Raw genomic sequence first — 13,990 nt, 5'->3', positions numbered from 1 at the left:
TGCGATGTACCGCGATCGATTTCGGATCGGCCCGGCGCTGGCGCTCGGGCTCGGGGTGGTCCTCGTGATCGGTGGATGCCTCGACCCCGGTGACGCCGAGGACGTCGACTCGCCCGCGGTGGCCGGCGGCTGGAGCACCGCCGGTTGCGCCGTGCCCCGCATTCCCGAGCACGTCACGGTCGGTGGCGCCCGGGTGCCGGTCACGCCGCCCAAGCTCGACGCGGTGATGAGCCGCATCGACCAGGCCGGGCGGGCCGAGTTCCGGGACAGCTTCGCCGGCCTCGAGGTCGACCAGGAGCACGTGCTGGCGATCGTCTACCGGGTGCCGTCGACGCCGTTCGACGACTTCATCCGCAAGACCGCCGAGGACATGTGCGTGCAGGTGCGCGACGCCGTCCACTCGACCGCGGAGCTGGCCGTCTGGCACGATCGCGTGCTGGCTGACCTGCCCTATTGGAACCACGAGGGCGTCGGCATCGTGAGCGTCGGCGCCCGCCACGACGGCAGCGGGATCGAGATTGGCGTACGCGATGTGGGCCGGGCCCGCCCGGCGCTGGTGGCGCGGTACGGCGCCCGCGCCCCGCTGATCATCGTCTCGGCCGACCCGGTTCGGCCGCTGCCGGCCGAGACCAGCCGGGTGGCGCCGCCGCCGGGCATCTGAGCTCAGGAGAAATGCGGGTCCATCGCGATCAGGACGATGATTCCGGTGATGGCGATGGCCGCGATGCCGGCCGCGATCCAGCCGACGATGATGCCGGCCAGGGCCATGCCCGCGCCGTCCGAGCCGTTTCGGGCGATGCGCCGGCGGGCCGCGTGACCCAGGCCGGCGCCGACGACGCCGAGCAGGCCGCCAATCCCGTACGCGCAGAGGCCCAGCACCGCGGCGCACGAGACCACCAGCGACGCAATCGCGAGGCCGTCGGTCTGCCGGGGCGCCGCGAAGCCGTACGGGTAAATCGGCTGCTGGTGGTAGTACGCGCCGGGCGGTTGGTCGTCCGGCGGGGGCGGCTGGTACGGGTAGGTCATCTCGCCTCCGGTGGCGTATTCGGCGAAGACACTCTAAACAGCCGGGTCCCGTACGCCACGGGGGTGCGATGTTTGCCCTGGACCATGGGACGCGGCAGGATCGCCGCATGGTCTTCGACGCCCGCTCAGCCAGCGGAAGCCGTTCCCGGCGCGACGCCACCCGACCCGCGGCCGGTCGCCGGCCGCGTGCCACCGCGCCCGAGACTCCCGAACTGACCGATGCGCCGGTGGAGGCGTCGGACCCCGAGGAGGCACCCGTGACTCTCCGTCTCGACGGCAAGGTGGCGCTGGTCACCGGGGCCGGCAGCCCGGACGGCATCGGGTACGCGACCGCCCGTCGCCTGCGTGACCTGGGCGCCCGGGTGGCGATCGTGTCCACCACCCGCCGCATCCACGAGCGGGCCGCCGAGCTCGGCGTCACCGGCTTCGTCGCCGACCTGACCGACGAGGCCGAGGTCGGTGCGCTCGCCGACGCCATCACCGACCAGCTCGGCGACGTCGAGGTGCTGGTCAACAACGCGGGCCTGGCCAGCCGGGCCTCGCCCGAGGTGCTGCGCCCGGTCGCCCAGCTGACCTACGACGAGTGGAAGTCCGAGATCGACCGCAACCTGAGCACGGCGTTCCTCTGCAGCCGGGCGTTCCAGGGTGCGATGGCCGAGGGCGGTTGGGGCCGGATCGTGAACCTGGCCGCGACGGCCGGCCCGGTGAACGCGCTGCCGACCGAGGCGGCCTACGCGGCGGCGAAGGCGGGCGTGGTCGGCCTGACCAGGGCGCTCGCGATGGAGCTGGTCGCCGACGGGGTGAACGTGAACTGCGTGGCGCCGGGGACCATCTACACGGCCGCGTCCACGGTCACCGAGATCAAGCAGGGATTGGGTACGCCGATCGGCCGCCCCGGGACGCCCGACGAGGTCGCCGCGGCGATCGCCTTCCTCTGCTCGCCGGCCGCGTCGTACATCACCGGCCAGATGCTGGTTGTCGACGGCGGCAACAGCGTGCGCGAGGCCGAGTTCCGCTGACCGGCCGGCCGGCCGGTTGTCCCCGGCCGGCCGTTCCCGATCAGTACGTGGTCGAGTTGCCGCTGGTCGCGGCCCAGATGATCACGATCACGTAGAAGGCGCAGACGAGCACGCCGAGGCCGGTGAAGATGTAGCCGAGCCACAGGCCGGCCGTGGCCAGGCCCTCGCCCTGCTCGCCGGTCTGCCGGATCTGCTTCTTGGACAGGTGGCCGAGCACGATCGCGACCGGCGCGAAGATGAACGCGAACACCAGCGCCAGGATCGCCATCGTGTTCGTGGTCGGGACCGGCGTGTAGCCCTGCTGGGGATACGCGCCGTAGGGCTGCTGCCCGTACGCCTGCGGGGGCTGCCCGTACGCCGGCTGGCCGCTCGACGGCGGGCCGTAGGGCTGGCCGCTGGACGGCGCGCCGTAGGGCTGGCCGCTCGAGGGCGCCCCGTAGGCCGGCTGGCCGCTCGACGGCGTGCCGTAGGGCTGGCCGCTCGACGGCTGCGCCGGGTCGGGCGCCGGCGGGTAGGGCGTGGTCGGATCGTACGGCTGCTGCTGCCCGTAAGGCTGCTGGGGCTGATATGGATCCGGCGTTCCGCCGGACGTCGGATACGACATTGGTCCTCCTTGTTTCCCGGCACCGTACTAGCCCCAGCGAACGGGAGAACACGACAGGCGGACCCGATCTCGGTAAGCGACCGGAATCGGACTGAATTTCGCCGTTCTCAAGACAGCTTGGTCAGCCGGCCGACGGCGCGCTCGACGGCGAGGCAGCGGTCTTCCACGTAGTCGATGCCGGCCTCCTCGGCCAGCCGCCGTGCCGGGGCCGAGACGATGCCGCTCTGCAGCCACACGGCGGGCGCCTTGATCGCGATGGCCTGCCGGACCACGTCGAGCGCGTCGCGAGCCGGGCGGAAGATGTCGACCAGGTCGACGGGCTCGTCGATGTCGGCCAGCGTCGGCACCGCTTTGACGCCGAACACCTGGTCGGCGTACGGGTTGACGGGAATGATCCGCCAGCCGTGACGAAGCATCTGGAGCGGGACGGTGTGGGCGGACTTGAACGGATCTCGCGAGGCCCCGACCACGGCGATGACGTTGGCCTCCGCCAGGATCTGCTGTGCGCTCCTCATGACATCGACTCTAGTCACGCGCCGAGGTCACAGGAGTGTGAGCTGCCGCGCTGCCGCCGGCGCCACCTCCCGCTCCTCGCCGCCGTCGCCGCCCACGTCGCGCGCCTGGACCGGGTCGGGCCGGTGCAGGCCGTGCCGCCGGGCGGCCATCCGCACCCGGGCGCCGATCTCCTGCTGGTAGGTCTCCGGAAGGTAGGACCCGTCGCCGTAGAGCTCCCGGTAGCGCGGGGCGAGCGCCGGGTGGGTGCGGGTCAGCCACGACGCGTACCACTCCTTGGCTCCCCGGCGCAGATGCAGCGGTATCGGGCTGACGCTCGCCGCGCCGGCCGCGGCGATGGCGGCGACCGTCTCCTCGATGGATTCGTCGGTGTCGGTGAGGCCGGGCAGGATCGGGGCCATCAGCACGGCCACCGGGAAGCCGGCGTCGGTCAGCCGGCGCACCACGTCGAGCCGGCGCCGAGGGCTGGGCGTGCCGGACTCGACCGAGCGCCAGATCGTCTCGTCGACGAAGCCGACCGAGACCGCCAGCCCGACCCGGGTCACCTCGGCCGCCTGCTTCAGCAGCTCGAGGTCGCGCAGGATCAGCGTGCCCTTGGTCAGGATCGAGAACGGGTTGGCGTGGTCGCGCAGCGCCGAAAGGATCTCGGGCATCAGGCGGTAGCGCCCCTCGGCCCGCTGATAGACGTCGACATTGGTGCCCATCGCGATCGCCGCGCCCGACCACTTGGGCGCGGCCAGCTCGCGGCGGATCAGCTCGCCGGCGTTGACCTTGACGACGACCTTGGTGTCGAAGTCGTGGCCGGAGTCGAGGTCGAGATAGGTGTGGGTGTGGCGGGCGAAGCAGTTGTGGCTCACCACGCCGTCGGCGATGAAGTCGCTCGTGCCGGTCGTGATGTCGAAGAGCGGAAGGGTGAGCCCGAGGTCTTCGATGTCGGCCACGGCGAGCTCACGGCTGCCCCGCACGCCGACCCCGGAGGCGTCGAGCGGCGCGCCGTCGATGCCGGTGAGGTGGCGGAACCGCAGCGCCGCCCACAGGTCGCGGTCGATCTCGACGGTGCCCGCGACGCCGGGCCGGGTGCGCGCCGGCGCACGGCTGGGCAGGCCGAGCCGGGTGAGCGCATCGGTGACCCGGCTCAGGAAGAGCTGGTCGCCGCTGGTGAACGTGATGGCGAGCCGGTCGGCCCGGCCGGTGGCGCCGAACGCGCCGGCCAGGAAGCCCCGGTGCCAGCCGGGGGTGGGCTGCTCGGGCCAGCGCAGCGCCTCGTGCAGCGGCATGTCTTCCAGGTAGCCGTCGGCGCGGATCCAGGCGTCGCCCTCGCGCGCGGTGCGGCCGCCCACGGGGGAGGGGCGGCTCAGCGACGCGTCACCACGGATCAGGCCGCACAGGAAGCCGGCCTGGTAGTCGGGGGACTCCTTGGGCGGCTCGGCGAAGTGGCCGACGCCGAGCATCACGTCGCCCACCGCGAGCGCCGGCTGGTGCGGCTCGGCCGGGCTGACGTGCCGCCAGCCGCGATCGGTGAGGAACCGGTGGTCGCCGCTGGCCACCAGCCGGGTGCCGTCGGCCAGGGTGACCCGGAACGCGGGCTTGGTCGTGCTCCAGTGGTCGAGCACCGTGGTCGGCACGTACCGCCGGCAGGGACCGGCGCCCATCGTGCCCATGATGGCGTCGCCCGGGCGCAGCTCCGCGAGCGGACGGGTGGACCCGTCGGCCATCAGGATCGGGGTGTCGCCGGCCAGGCAGTACGAGCAGGCGTGCGAGCAGCCGCGGTAGGGGTTGATGGTCCACTGGAACGGCACGCGCGACTGGCCGGGCACCCGGTTGATCAGGCTTTTCGCCCGGATCTAGTAGTACGTCATCCCGGCGAAGCCGGGCGTGTCGAAGGTGCGGACGGTAGCCCCGGGCAGCGCCAGCGGCAGGGGTGGAGCCGCCGGCGCCGCCCTGTCCAGGAGCGAGTCGCCGTCGTGGGGAGCCGACAGGTTGGACCATCGCATGGCAGCGATTAGAACACATGTTCGATCGCGGGCGCCAGTGAAACGCCGACGGCCCGCGGGCCGAGTGGTCCGCGGGCCGTGCGAAGGCGGTGGATCAGTGGCTGTGCGCGGCGAGCTGCTTGCGCACGTCGTCCATGTCGAGCTTCTCGACCTGCTCGATCAGGTTCTCGAGCGCCGACTCGGGGAGGGCGCCCGGCTGCGAGAAGACGATGACGCCGTCGCGGACGGCCATGATCGTCGGGATCGACCGGATGTCGAACTTGGCGGCGAGCGCCTGCTCGGCCTCGGTGTCGACCTTGCCGAAGGTGATGTTCGTGTGCTTCTCGGAGGACCGCTCGTAGGTCGGCGCGAAGCGGACACAGGGGCCGCACCAGCTGGCCCAGAAGTCGACCAGGACGATGCCGTCCTTACCGGTGACCTCGTCGAAGTTCTCAGCGGTCAGGGCAACCGTCGCCATGATGTCTCCGTCCACGGGAAAATTGGCTTGCGTGCGTTCAAACCCATCGTCCCCTTGTGCCATTCCCGCTCGCGGGCGGACGACACGTGTCGTGCGGCACGATTTCGGAACTCAATGTTCACCTCAGGCCACCCATCGTAACGATAAGTAGGGAGAGCGCTCTCAGTTCCGCAGCAAGTTGTGACGCCCGTTTTACGGCGAGATACCGCGACATCGCGGCTCTCGTGCGGTCAGACCGCCGCCCGCCAGGCCCAATATCCGAACCGACGGTAATAGGAAACAAAGTTAATTGTGATTTGGCTCACCTTTGAAAGTCCTTCACATCGATACGGACGGTAAGGCAGACTTCTTCCCAACAGAGCGTGGGCGGCGGGTGCCGGGGAGGGCCCCGCCGCTCATTGCGTCTCCGCTTGCCGGCCGGCCGTCGTCGCTCGGTAGCGTAACCGCCCATGATTGCCGGTGAGGACCAGTCCACCGAGGTCGGCGTCGGCCCGTGGCCGGGCGAGTGGCCCACCGAGGCGCATTACGATCCCGAGCTGCTCGCCAACGGCGACCGCCGCAACGTCGTCGACCGCTACCGGTACTGGAGCCGCGAGGCCGTCGTCGCCGATCTCGACCGGCGCCGGCACGACTTCCACGTCGCGATCGAGAACTGGCAGCACGACTTCAACATCGGCACCGTGGTGCGCAACGCCAACGCGTTCCTGGCCGCCGAGGTGCACATCGTCGGGCTGCGGAAGTGGAACCGGCGGGGCGCGATGGTCACCGATCGTTACCAGCACGTCCGGCACCATCCGACCATCGGTGACTTCGTCGCCTGGGCCGACGCGAGCGGCCTGGAGGTGATCGGGATCGACAACCTGCCCGGCTCGCGGCCGATGGAGACCACCACGCTGCCCCGCCGCTGCGTCCTGCTCTTCGGTCAGGAGGGCCCGGGCCTCTCGGCCGAGGCGCGCGCCGCGTGCGGCCAGTTGTTCTCGATCGCCCAGTACGGCTCGACCCGATCGATAAACGCGGGCGTCGCCAGCGGCATCGCGATGCACGCCTGGGTGCGCGCGCACGCGGGACCCCCGCCCGAGTGAATCTTCCGAATACGTCCGGGTTCTTCGGATCCGCTTGACGGGTGCTTCCCGGACCCGCACCGTAGATGCGTGGGTGTCACGGTGAGTTGCCCCAGGTGCGGTGCGCAGGTCCGGAAGCCGGATCTGATGCACAGTGACTGGCGTTGCGACAACTGTGGTGACGTGCCCCCGTTCCACGTGGCCGAGCACATCAACGGCGAGATCGTCGAGAGCATGCTGCGGCACCGCACGCCCCAGTCGGCCAAGGTGCCGTTCTGGTGCCCGTGGCCGCTGCCGGCGGGCTGGATGGTGACCGGTGTCGGCTGGGCGGGTGACGACCGGTTGGGCGTACGCGCGAGTGCCATCTCGTGCAGCGGGCCCGAGCCCCTGGGTGGCGGTCCGGCCGATGTGGTGCTGATCGCCGAGCAGCCGGGGGTCGGGCTGGGCACTCGGTTCGCCGGGATTCCGGGCATCGACCCCGGATATCTGATCGCCGAGGCTCTCGCCGACTCCAGTGGACATCCGGGCCCGCATGCCAAGATCAAGGCGGCCGGGCACCCCACTCCACTGTGGTGCGTCAAGTCCCCGGAGGACAGAAGCGCGTACGTGAGTGAGGCCAAAGGAATGTGGCTCTATGCGGTAGCGTGGCCGGCAAGCGCGGGTTACTTTCTCGCGGAGCACGTCGTTCTGCACGACCTCTCCGAGGGGGTGCCGCCCGAGCTCGTGTACGGAGCGCCGTCGCCGTACCTGCACGGAAGGGCATAGAAGTTGGGCCCTGACCTGCGGATGCGGTATCGGCTTTTCGGTCACATTGTTCACACGGAGCGACGAAGCTGATACCGTCAGTGTTGCCGGCGCTGACCGTCACCCGCACCCACAGGAGAAGGCCCGCCATGATCAAGAAGGTTCTCACCTGGCTTGGTATCGCGTTCTTGATCTTTTTCATCGCCTTCAACCCGAACTCGGCGGCCGATGTGTTCTCCTCCCTCGGAGGAACGATCGCCGATATTGCCCGGGGCTTCGGCCAGTTCTTCACGAACCTCGTCGCTTAGCATCACCACATGGGTGGTCCAGCTGAGCCGCACGAGCCTCGAGGCGAGGGTGCTGGGCGCCCTCGGGACGACGATGACAGCTTCGGGTTCGACGACCCGGCTTACGATCCCGGTCCCGGCTACGCCCGCGGCGCCTATTCGGACGGTCCCGGCTTCTCGCCGGACGCCGGGTTCAACCCCGACGCCGGCTACAGCGGGGACGCGGGCTACGCCACCGACCCCGGTGAGTACGAGCGGCCCGACTTCACCGAGGAGGAGCTGGCCGGCCTGGGGCCCGAGGGCGGCGGCAGCCCGCGCCGGGTGCTGCCCCTCGAGGACGAGCCGACCACCCTCGTCGCGCGCTACCTCTTCCCGACCGAGCGCTACCGCGGCGAGTGGAAGCGGCACTGGATCCACCTGTCGGTCCCGCTGCTGATCGGCGCCGGGGCCACGCTGGTGCTCGGCTACCTCGCCGGGTTCCTGACCCGCCAGCACGTCGACGGCCTGGTCACGGTGGCCGTGCTGGTCTGGCTCGGCGTGATCGGCTGGGTCGCCTGGCGGGTCTTCGACTGGTACTTCGACCGGTTCATCCTGACCAACAAACGGGTGATGGTGGTCAACGGGATCATCACCCGGCGGGTGGCCATGATGCCGCTGCTGCGGGTCACCGACATGAAGTACGAGCAGTCCGCGCTCGGCCGCACCCTCAACTACGGCACGTTCGTGCTCGAGTCGGCCGGTCAGGACCAGGCTCTGCGCGAGGTCAAGCACCTGCCCAACCCGAACGAGCTCTACCTGCGCGTGGTCGAGGAGATGTACGAGCCGCAGGCGGTCGAGGCACGGCTGGGCAAGGACGGCGACGGCGACGACGCCTGATCCTTTCCTGTGACGGAGGGATCTCGGATCCGTGCGGCCGACCGTGGCGGCCGGTGGGTAGCGTTTTCGGGTGACCAGAATCGACCTGCACTGCCATTCGACCGCCAGCGACGGCACCCTCACCCCCGCGCAACTGGTCACCGCGGGGGCGGCCGCCGGTCTCGACATCATGGCGATCACCGATCACGACACCACCGGGGGCTGGGCCGAGGCGGCCGCGGCCCGGCCCGAGGGGCTCAAGCTGGTGCGCGGCGCCGAGCTGTCCTGCCGGTGGTTCGGCGGCGCCGAGTGGCCGATCGCGCTCCACCTGCTGGCCTATCTCTTCGACCCGGCCGAGCCGCGTCTCGCCGGTGACCTGGCCACCCTCCGGATCGACCGGGAACAGCGGGCCGAGAAGATCGTCGGGAAGCTGCGGGCCGACGGGGTGCCGATCACCTGGGACGAGGTACGCGACTACGCCGCCGGCGGCTCGGTCGGCCGGCCGCACATCGCGCAGGCGTTGATCCGGGCCGGCCTGGTCCGGACGACCGATGAGGCGTTCGCATCGCAGTGGCTCGGGGCGCGTTACTTCGTACCCAAGACCGATCTTGATGTTTTCGAGGCCGTGCGAGCCGTGCGTGCCGCCGGTGGGGTGGCGGTCTTCGCGCATCCGCGGGCGACGGTGCGGGGGCGGGTGGTGCCCGATCAGCTGATCGCCGATCTCGCCGACGCCGGCCTGTTCGGACTCGAGGCGGACCACGAGGATCATTCGCCGGCCGAGCGTGCGCATGTCCGGGCACTGGCCGAGGATCTCGGGCTGGTGGTCACCGGATCTTCCGACTTCCACGGTACGCACAAGACCGTCCAGCTCGGTGCGTTCACGACGGCCTTCGAGTCGTACGAGAAAATCGCCGCCGCCGCCTCCGGAGTTCCGGTCCTCGGGTGACCCTTGACGCACCGGCCCGCATGAACGCGGCCGCGCACCCTACCTTGATCGGGTGAATATCAAGTTCCTCGGCGAGGTCTTCGTGACCCTGCTGGTGATCGTGGACCCGCCCGGCATGGTGCCGGTCTTCCTCGCGCTCACCGGCACGATGTCGTCCCGCGCGCGGATGAAGGCCGGCACCCAGGCGGTGCTGCTGGCCCTCGGCGTGATCGTCGGGTTCGCGGTCGCCGGGCAGACGCTGCTCGACTACCTGCACGTCCAGCTGCCGGCCCTGCAGGGCGCCGGCGGCCTGCTGCTCGTGCTGGTCGCGTTGCAGCTGCTCACCGGCAAGGCGGACGAGCCCGAGGAACAGGGTGGCACCAGCAACGTGGCGCTGGTGCCGATCGGCACGCCGCTGCTGGCCGGCCCGGGCGCGATCGTGGCCACCATGCTGTTCGTGCGTAGGGCGGACGGCTTCAGCGACTACGCCGTGATCGCCATCGGCATCGTGCTGGTCATGCTCACCGTCTGGCTGGTGCTGCGCTTCTCCGGCGTGATCGTCAAGCTGCTCCGGCCGGCCGGCATCGAGGTGCTGACCCGCATCGCCGGCCTGTTGCTGGCGGCCATCGCGGTGCAGCTGATCGCCGACGCGATCGACTCGTTCGTGAAGCTCTACACGGCCTGAGTTTTTGTCGGGGGGTGCTGGCAGGATTGTCTCGTGGCCCTCACCAGCTCCCGCAAGGCGGTTCCCGAGCAGCTCGGCTTCGACGGCATGCCCGAGCGGTTGTTCGTCTGCACGCCGAGCAAGCTGGGGACATATCTGGACTGTCCACGGCGCTACCGCTATTCCTACGTCGACCGCCCGACGCCACCCAAGGGCCCGCCCTGGGCGCACAACTCGCTGGGTGCGAGCGTCCACACGGCGCTCAAGAACTGGTACGCGTTGCCCGCCGACCGTCGTGCGCCCGGTGTGCTGCCGAGCCTGTTGCGCCCGACCTGGGTGCGTGAGGGCTACCGCGACGTTGATCAGGAACGGGCCAGCTACCGGTCGGCGCTGGGCTGGCTCGAGACGTACGTGGCGGGGCTCGACCCGGCCGACGAGCCGCTGGGCGTGGAGCGGGTCGTCGCCACCAAGACCTCGGTGCTCGCGTTCAACGGCCGTGCCGACCGCATCGACGGCCGCGACGGCGAGGCCGTGATCGTCGACTACAAGACCGGCCGCTCCGGCCTCGACGCCGACGACGCCCGCGGCTCCCAGGCGCTGGCGCTCTACGCCTGGGCGGCGCAGCGCGTGTTCCGCCGCCCCTGCCACAAGGTCGAGCTGCACCACCTGCCGACCGGCACGGTGGCCGCGCACGAGCACACCGACGAGTCGCTGGCCCGCCAGGTGCGGCGCGCCGAGGAGACGGCGCAGGACATCATGGCCGCCGAGAAGGCGGTCGCAGGCGGGGCCGACGCCGACGCCGAGTTCCCGGTCAATCCGGGGTCGCTCTGCGGTTGGTGCGACTTCCGCAAGGTCTGCCCGGCCGGCCAGGAGACGCCGGCCAAGGAGCCGTGGGCGGCGGTGGCGCACCTGGGTGCTTGACCGCGCCTTCGCTCTGCTTACCCGTGCGCGCGGGGGCTCTGCTTACCCCTGCGCGCGGCCGCTCTGCTTACCCCTGCGCGCGGCCGCGGCCGGCCGCGCCTGTCCGCGCCCCTTTGCTCTGCTCACCTGTGCGCGCGTGGCCGGCCGATCACGCGCGGGCGGCGGCCACCCGGGCCAGGGCGGCCTCGCGGATCGGGGCCACGCGGAGGCTGCGCGGGACCGTCGCCAGCACCGTGGAGAGCAGCAGCCGCAGGCCGCGCGCCGAGAGGTCGGCGGTCAGGTCGGTGGTGGGCCAGCCGGTGCCGCCGTAGAGGCGCCGCGCCCACGGCGGGAGCATCGCGATGGCCGTGGCGGCGATCCCGGTGTATGCCCAGCGCGTCGGGCCGAGGGTGAGGCCCAGGCGCAGCGCCCGGCTTCCCCAGTTCTGCGGGACCGGCGGGACGGTCAGGAACATCGCGGTCTCGACGCTGTCCTTGGTCAGGCTCAGCTGGGGCTGCATCCGCTCGTAGTAGGCTGTCACCTCGGCGGCGCTGGCCGGGACGGTGGCCGGGTCGAGGCCCATCAGCTCGGCCGCCTGCAGTTGCTCGGTGTAGTAGCCGTCGATCTGCTCGGGCGTCAGACGGACCCCGGCGCGTACGGCCGTGGTCAGGAACGACTCGACCTCGGCCACGTGCACCCAGCGCAGCAGCTCCGGCTCGTCGATCCGGAAGGTCTCGCCGGTGCGCGGATCGCGGGCCGTCATGCGGGCGTGCATGCGGCGCACCCGGCGCGCGGCGGCGGCCACCTCGTCGGTGGTCCCGTAGACGACCGTGCCCACGTAGTTCGAGGTGCGGATCAGGCGACCCCACGGATCGTCCCGGTAGTGGGAGTTCTGCGCGACGGCGGCCACGGCCCGCGGGTGCAGGGCCTGAAGGTAGAGCGAGCGCAGTCCGCCCAGCAGGAGAATCGGCTCCGCATGCAGTCGCCAGGTCACCGACTCCGGTCCGAACAGCCCCACGTCCCCACTCATGCGATCCAGGTTGCCACGGAAAACCGGAAAAGTTGAACTCGTTCAGAAAACGTGAACCCTCGGGGTCTCAGTCGGCGCGGCGGCGTGCCTGGCAGTCGGGGCACAGGCCCCAGAACGTGACCTCGGCCTCGTCGACCTCGAACCCGTGCAGATCGCCGGGCGCGAGGCACGGTCGCTCGCCGACCGCGCAGTCGACGTCGGCGATCGCGCCGCAGCCCCGGCAGACGATGTGGTGATGGTTGTCGCCGACCCGGGCCTCGAAGCGGGCGGGACTGCCGGCCGGCTCGATGCGGCGGGCGAGACCGGCCCGGGAGAGCGCGCCGAGCACGTCGTAGACCGCCTGAGTCGAGACCGAGTCGAGCCGGCCGCGGGCGCGACGGGCGATGTCCTCGACCTCGAGGTGGCCACCCTCGGTGAGGATCTCCAGCACGGCAAGCCGCGGCCGGGTGACCCGCAGGCCATGCTCACGCAGAAGATCTTCGCCGGTAGACATCCGTCCATGACAGCACGTGACCGGCCCAAACCCCAACACCCGGCCCTCGTACGCGGCCCGCCGCCCGTGGTTTTCCGGCCGATCGACCGAGCGGTGAACCGGAACAACGTCCCGGGCGTAAGCGCACACAGCGGATGCTTGCGCCGTCAGATACTTCTAAGCTGGCGGTCCTGTTCCATGATCGAGGAGGCGTCTTGTTCGACCAGATCAACGGCCTGCCCGTGCATGCCCTCGTGCTGCACGCCGCGGTCGTCTTCGTACCGCTGCTGGCCTTGGGCGCCATCGTCTACGCGCTCGTCGGCCGGTGGCGGCCGAAGATCGGCTGGGCCGTCCTGCTGCTGGGCATCATCGCCCCCGTCTGCACGTTCGTCGCCAAGGAGTCCGGCGAGAAGCTCTACGACCGCCTGATCGGCCAGGGGCTGAAGGGCAAGGGCAAGGAGATCCTCGACGACCACATGCACTTCGGCACGATGACCTTCTGGTTCACGCTGGTGCTCGGCCTGGTCAGCATCGCGCTCGTGCTCCTGACCCGCCGCCCGGACGCGTCGCCGAAGATCGTCCAATGGGTGCTCGCGGGCGCCGCGGTCGTGCTCGCCCTGATCAGCGGCTACTACGTCTACCGCACCGGCGACTCGGGCGCGACCGCGGTCTGGGGCCAGTACTAGAGACCCCCGCGCCGCGGGCCGGCGCGATCGAGTGCGGCGCGCTGGCCGGGGACAGCGCGCTGTTTTGCTGCCCGGCAGGCGTTCGGAACGACCGTAGGTCAGGCGCCGCAGGTCAGAAGATGGCCCGGGCGCAGAGCAGGCACATCAGGATGACGGCTATCGCGCCCGCGACCAGCCCGATGCCGTAGGTCACCGTGCGCGCCGAGCCCTCGGCGTCGTCGAGGGCGTCCATGTCCTGGGCCGGGAGCGTGCGCGGGGCCGGTGGCTGGGCGATCGTGGGCGGCCGCCAGCTCGGCGGGGGCGGGCTCGTCCGCGGCGGCCCCTGGTAGTCGGGACCGGCGGCCGGCTCGGGCGCGGGGCCGGGCGGCGCGGGTGAGGCCGCCGCGGGGTCGGGGCGCTGCCAGTACGCGTCGTCCGGGACGCCGGTGGGGGAGCTCACGTTCACCGACGGTACAGCCGGAGGGGGAAGACGGCCGCAGCGGCGCGGGCCTACCCTCGTACCCGTGGACATCCTGGATGAGCCTGAGCGCGACAACGACGCCGAACGCGAGGTCGACTTCGAGTCGGAAGAGGCGGCTATCCTGCCCGACCAGACCCGTGACGACACCGAGCGCGGCTGGGGCGAGCGCGGCGACACCAACGACGAGCGGCTCTGGGAGGACCGGCCGCCCCACTGGGGCTGATCCGCCACGCCGGAGCCGCGCCGCCGCGGCCGGGCTGTGCCGCTGGGGCCGGGCTGTGCCGCTGGGGCCG

20 protein-coding genes are annotated in these 13,990 nt (G+C 71.1%); 11 read left to right on the top strand and 9 right to left on the bottom strand.

The window, feature by feature from the left end; genetic code table 11:
- Positions 1-4: 4 nt before the first annotated feature.
- Complete coding sequence (locus ACQP2F_RS43195) at positions 5-661, top strand: hypothetical protein (RefSeq protein WP_433298343.1); 657 nt, start codon at positions 5-7, stop codon at positions 659-661.
- 2 nt (positions 662-663) lie between these two features.
- Here the strand turns inward: ACQP2F_RS43195 and ACQP2F_RS43190 are convergent, their stop codons facing one another.
- Positions 664-1,026, bottom strand: coding sequence for a DUF4190 domain-containing protein (locus ACQP2F_RS43190; RefSeq protein ID WP_433298341.1), 363 nt, complete (start codon positions 1,024-1,026; stop codon positions 664-666).
- A gap of 107 nt (positions 1,027-1,133) precedes the next feature.
- Between ACQP2F_RS43190 and ACQP2F_RS43185 the strand changes: the two genes are divergently transcribed.
- Entirely contained in the window at positions 1,134-2,045 is a 912-nt protein-coding gene (locus tag ACQP2F_RS43185) for an SDR family NAD(P)-dependent oxidoreductase (RefSeq protein WP_433298339.1), read from the top strand.
- 40 nt (positions 2,046-2,085) lie between these two features.
- Here ACQP2F_RS43185 and ACQP2F_RS43180 read toward each other — a convergent pair whose 3' ends face one another.
- From ACQP2F_RS43180 to trxA, 5 genes are all read right to left on the bottom strand, one after another.
- Entirely contained in the window at positions 2,086-2,649 is a 564-nt protein-coding gene (locus ACQP2F_RS43180) for a DUF4190 domain-containing protein (RefSeq protein WP_433298337.1), read from the bottom strand.
- Positions 2,650-2,756: 107 nt separating this feature from the next.
- Positions 2,757-3,164 (bottom strand): CoA-binding protein, encoded by a 408-nt coding sequence (locus ACQP2F_RS43175; protein WP_433298335.1) that lies wholly within the window; start codon positions 3,162-3,164, stop codon positions 2,757-2,759.
- Between the two features lie 27 nt (positions 3,165-3,191).
- Positions 3,192-4,961, bottom strand: a complete 1,770-nt coding sequence (locus tag ACQP2F_RS43170; protein ID WP_433307853.1) for an intein-containing Rv2578c family radical SAM protein — start codon at positions 4,959-4,961, stop codon at positions 3,192-3,194.
- Between the two features lie 45 nt (positions 4,962-5,006).
- On the bottom strand, positions 5,007-5,156 hold the full coding sequence (locus ACQP2F_RS43165) for a hypothetical protein (protein ID WP_433298333.1): 150 nt from the start codon (positions 5,154-5,156) through the stop codon (positions 5,007-5,009).
- 94 nt (positions 5,157-5,250) lie between these two features.
- Positions 5,251-5,613 (bottom strand): thioredoxin, encoded by a 363-nt coding sequence (gene trxA / locus ACQP2F_RS43160; protein WP_433298331.1) that lies wholly within the window; start codon positions 5,611-5,613, stop codon positions 5,251-5,253.
- Between the two features lie 449 nt (positions 5,614-6,062).
- Here trxA and ACQP2F_RS43155 point away from each other — a divergent pair, with 449 nt between their 5' ends.
- The 7 genes from ACQP2F_RS43155 to ACQP2F_RS43125 all read left to right on the top strand — a co-directional run bounded on the left by ACQP2F_RS43155 (position 6,063) and on the right by ACQP2F_RS43125 (position 11,070).
- Positions 6,063-6,695: a TrmH family RNA methyltransferase gene (locus ACQP2F_RS43155; protein WP_433298329.1), complete on the top strand. Its 633-nt coding sequence runs from the start codon at positions 6,063-6,065 to the stop codon at positions 6,693-6,695.
- Positions 6,696-6,821: 126 nt separating this feature from the next.
- Positions 6,822-7,439, top strand: coding sequence for a DUF6758 family protein (locus ACQP2F_RS43150; protein WP_433298327.1), 618 nt, complete (start codon positions 6,822-6,824; stop codon positions 7,437-7,439).
- Positions 7,440-7,567: 128 nt separating this feature from the next.
- A complete protein-coding gene (locus ACQP2F_RS43145) occupies positions 7,568-7,726 on the top strand; it encodes a hypothetical protein (protein WP_203725175.1) in 159 nt (52 codons plus the stop codon).
- Positions 7,727-7,735: 9 nt separating this feature from the next.
- Positions 7,736-8,581: a PH domain-containing protein gene (locus ACQP2F_RS43140; RefSeq protein WP_433298324.1), complete on the top strand. Its 846-nt coding sequence runs from the start codon at positions 7,736-7,738 to the stop codon at positions 8,579-8,581.
- A gap of 70 nt (positions 8,582-8,651) precedes the next feature.
- The gene (locus ACQP2F_RS43135; RefSeq protein ID WP_433298322.1) at positions 8,652-9,506 is read left to right on the top strand and encodes a PHP domain-containing protein; all 855 of its coding nucleotides are present in this window, start codon (positions 8,652-8,654) and stop codon (positions 9,504-9,506) included.
- 52 nt (positions 9,507-9,558) lie between these two features.
- Complete coding sequence (locus ACQP2F_RS43130) at positions 9,559-10,170, top strand: MarC family protein (RefSeq protein WP_433298320.1); 612 nt, start codon at positions 9,559-9,561, stop codon at positions 10,168-10,170.
- Between the two features lie 87 nt (positions 10,171-10,257).
- Positions 10,258-11,070: a RecB family exonuclease gene (locus ACQP2F_RS43125; RefSeq protein ID WP_433307851.1), complete on the top strand. Its 813-nt coding sequence runs from the start codon at positions 10,258-10,260 to the stop codon at positions 11,068-11,070.
- 148 nt (positions 11,071-11,218) lie between these two features.
- Here ACQP2F_RS43125 and ACQP2F_RS43120 read toward each other — a convergent pair whose 3' ends face one another.
- Together ACQP2F_RS43120 and ACQP2F_RS43115 are read right to left on the bottom strand one after the other, a co-directional pair.
- A complete protein-coding gene (locus ACQP2F_RS43120; RefSeq protein ID WP_433298318.1) occupies positions 11,219-12,079 on the bottom strand; it encodes an oxygenase MpaB family protein in 861 nt (286 codons plus the stop codon).
- Positions 12,080-12,146: 67 nt separating this feature from the next.
- Positions 12,147-12,572, bottom strand: coding sequence for a Fur family transcriptional regulator (locus ACQP2F_RS43115; RefSeq protein ID WP_433298316.1), 426 nt, complete (start codon positions 12,570-12,572; stop codon positions 12,147-12,149).
- A 194-nt stretch (positions 12,573-12,766) separates the two neighbouring features.
- Here ACQP2F_RS43115 and ACQP2F_RS43110 point away from each other — a divergent pair, with 194 nt between their 5' ends.
- Positions 12,767-13,237: a DUF2231 domain-containing protein gene (locus tag ACQP2F_RS43110; protein WP_433298314.1), complete on the top strand. Its 471-nt coding sequence runs from the start codon at positions 12,767-12,769 to the stop codon at positions 13,235-13,237.
- A gap of 112 nt (positions 13,238-13,349) precedes the next feature.
- Here ACQP2F_RS43110 and ACQP2F_RS43105 read toward each other — a convergent pair whose 3' ends face one another.
- A complete protein-coding gene (locus tag ACQP2F_RS43105; protein WP_433298312.1) occupies positions 13,350-13,676 on the bottom strand; it encodes a translation initiation factor 2 in 327 nt (108 codons plus the stop codon).
- A 64-nt stretch (positions 13,677-13,740) separates the two neighbouring features.
- Between ACQP2F_RS43105 and ACQP2F_RS43100 the strand changes: the two genes are divergently transcribed.
- Positions 13,741-13,920, top strand: coding sequence for a hypothetical protein (locus ACQP2F_RS43100; protein WP_433298310.1), 180 nt, complete (start codon positions 13,741-13,743; stop codon positions 13,918-13,920).
- Positions 13,921-13,990 lie beyond the last annotated feature (70 nt).

Source organism: Actinoplanes sp. CA-030573, assembly GCF_050951115.1.
Taxonomy (GTDB): Bacteria; Actinomycetota; Actinomycetes; order Mycobacteriales; family Micromonosporaceae; genus Actinoplanes.
Note: the sequence above shows the minus strand (reverse complement) of the source record. Positions and strands in the feature narration are given on the sequence as shown.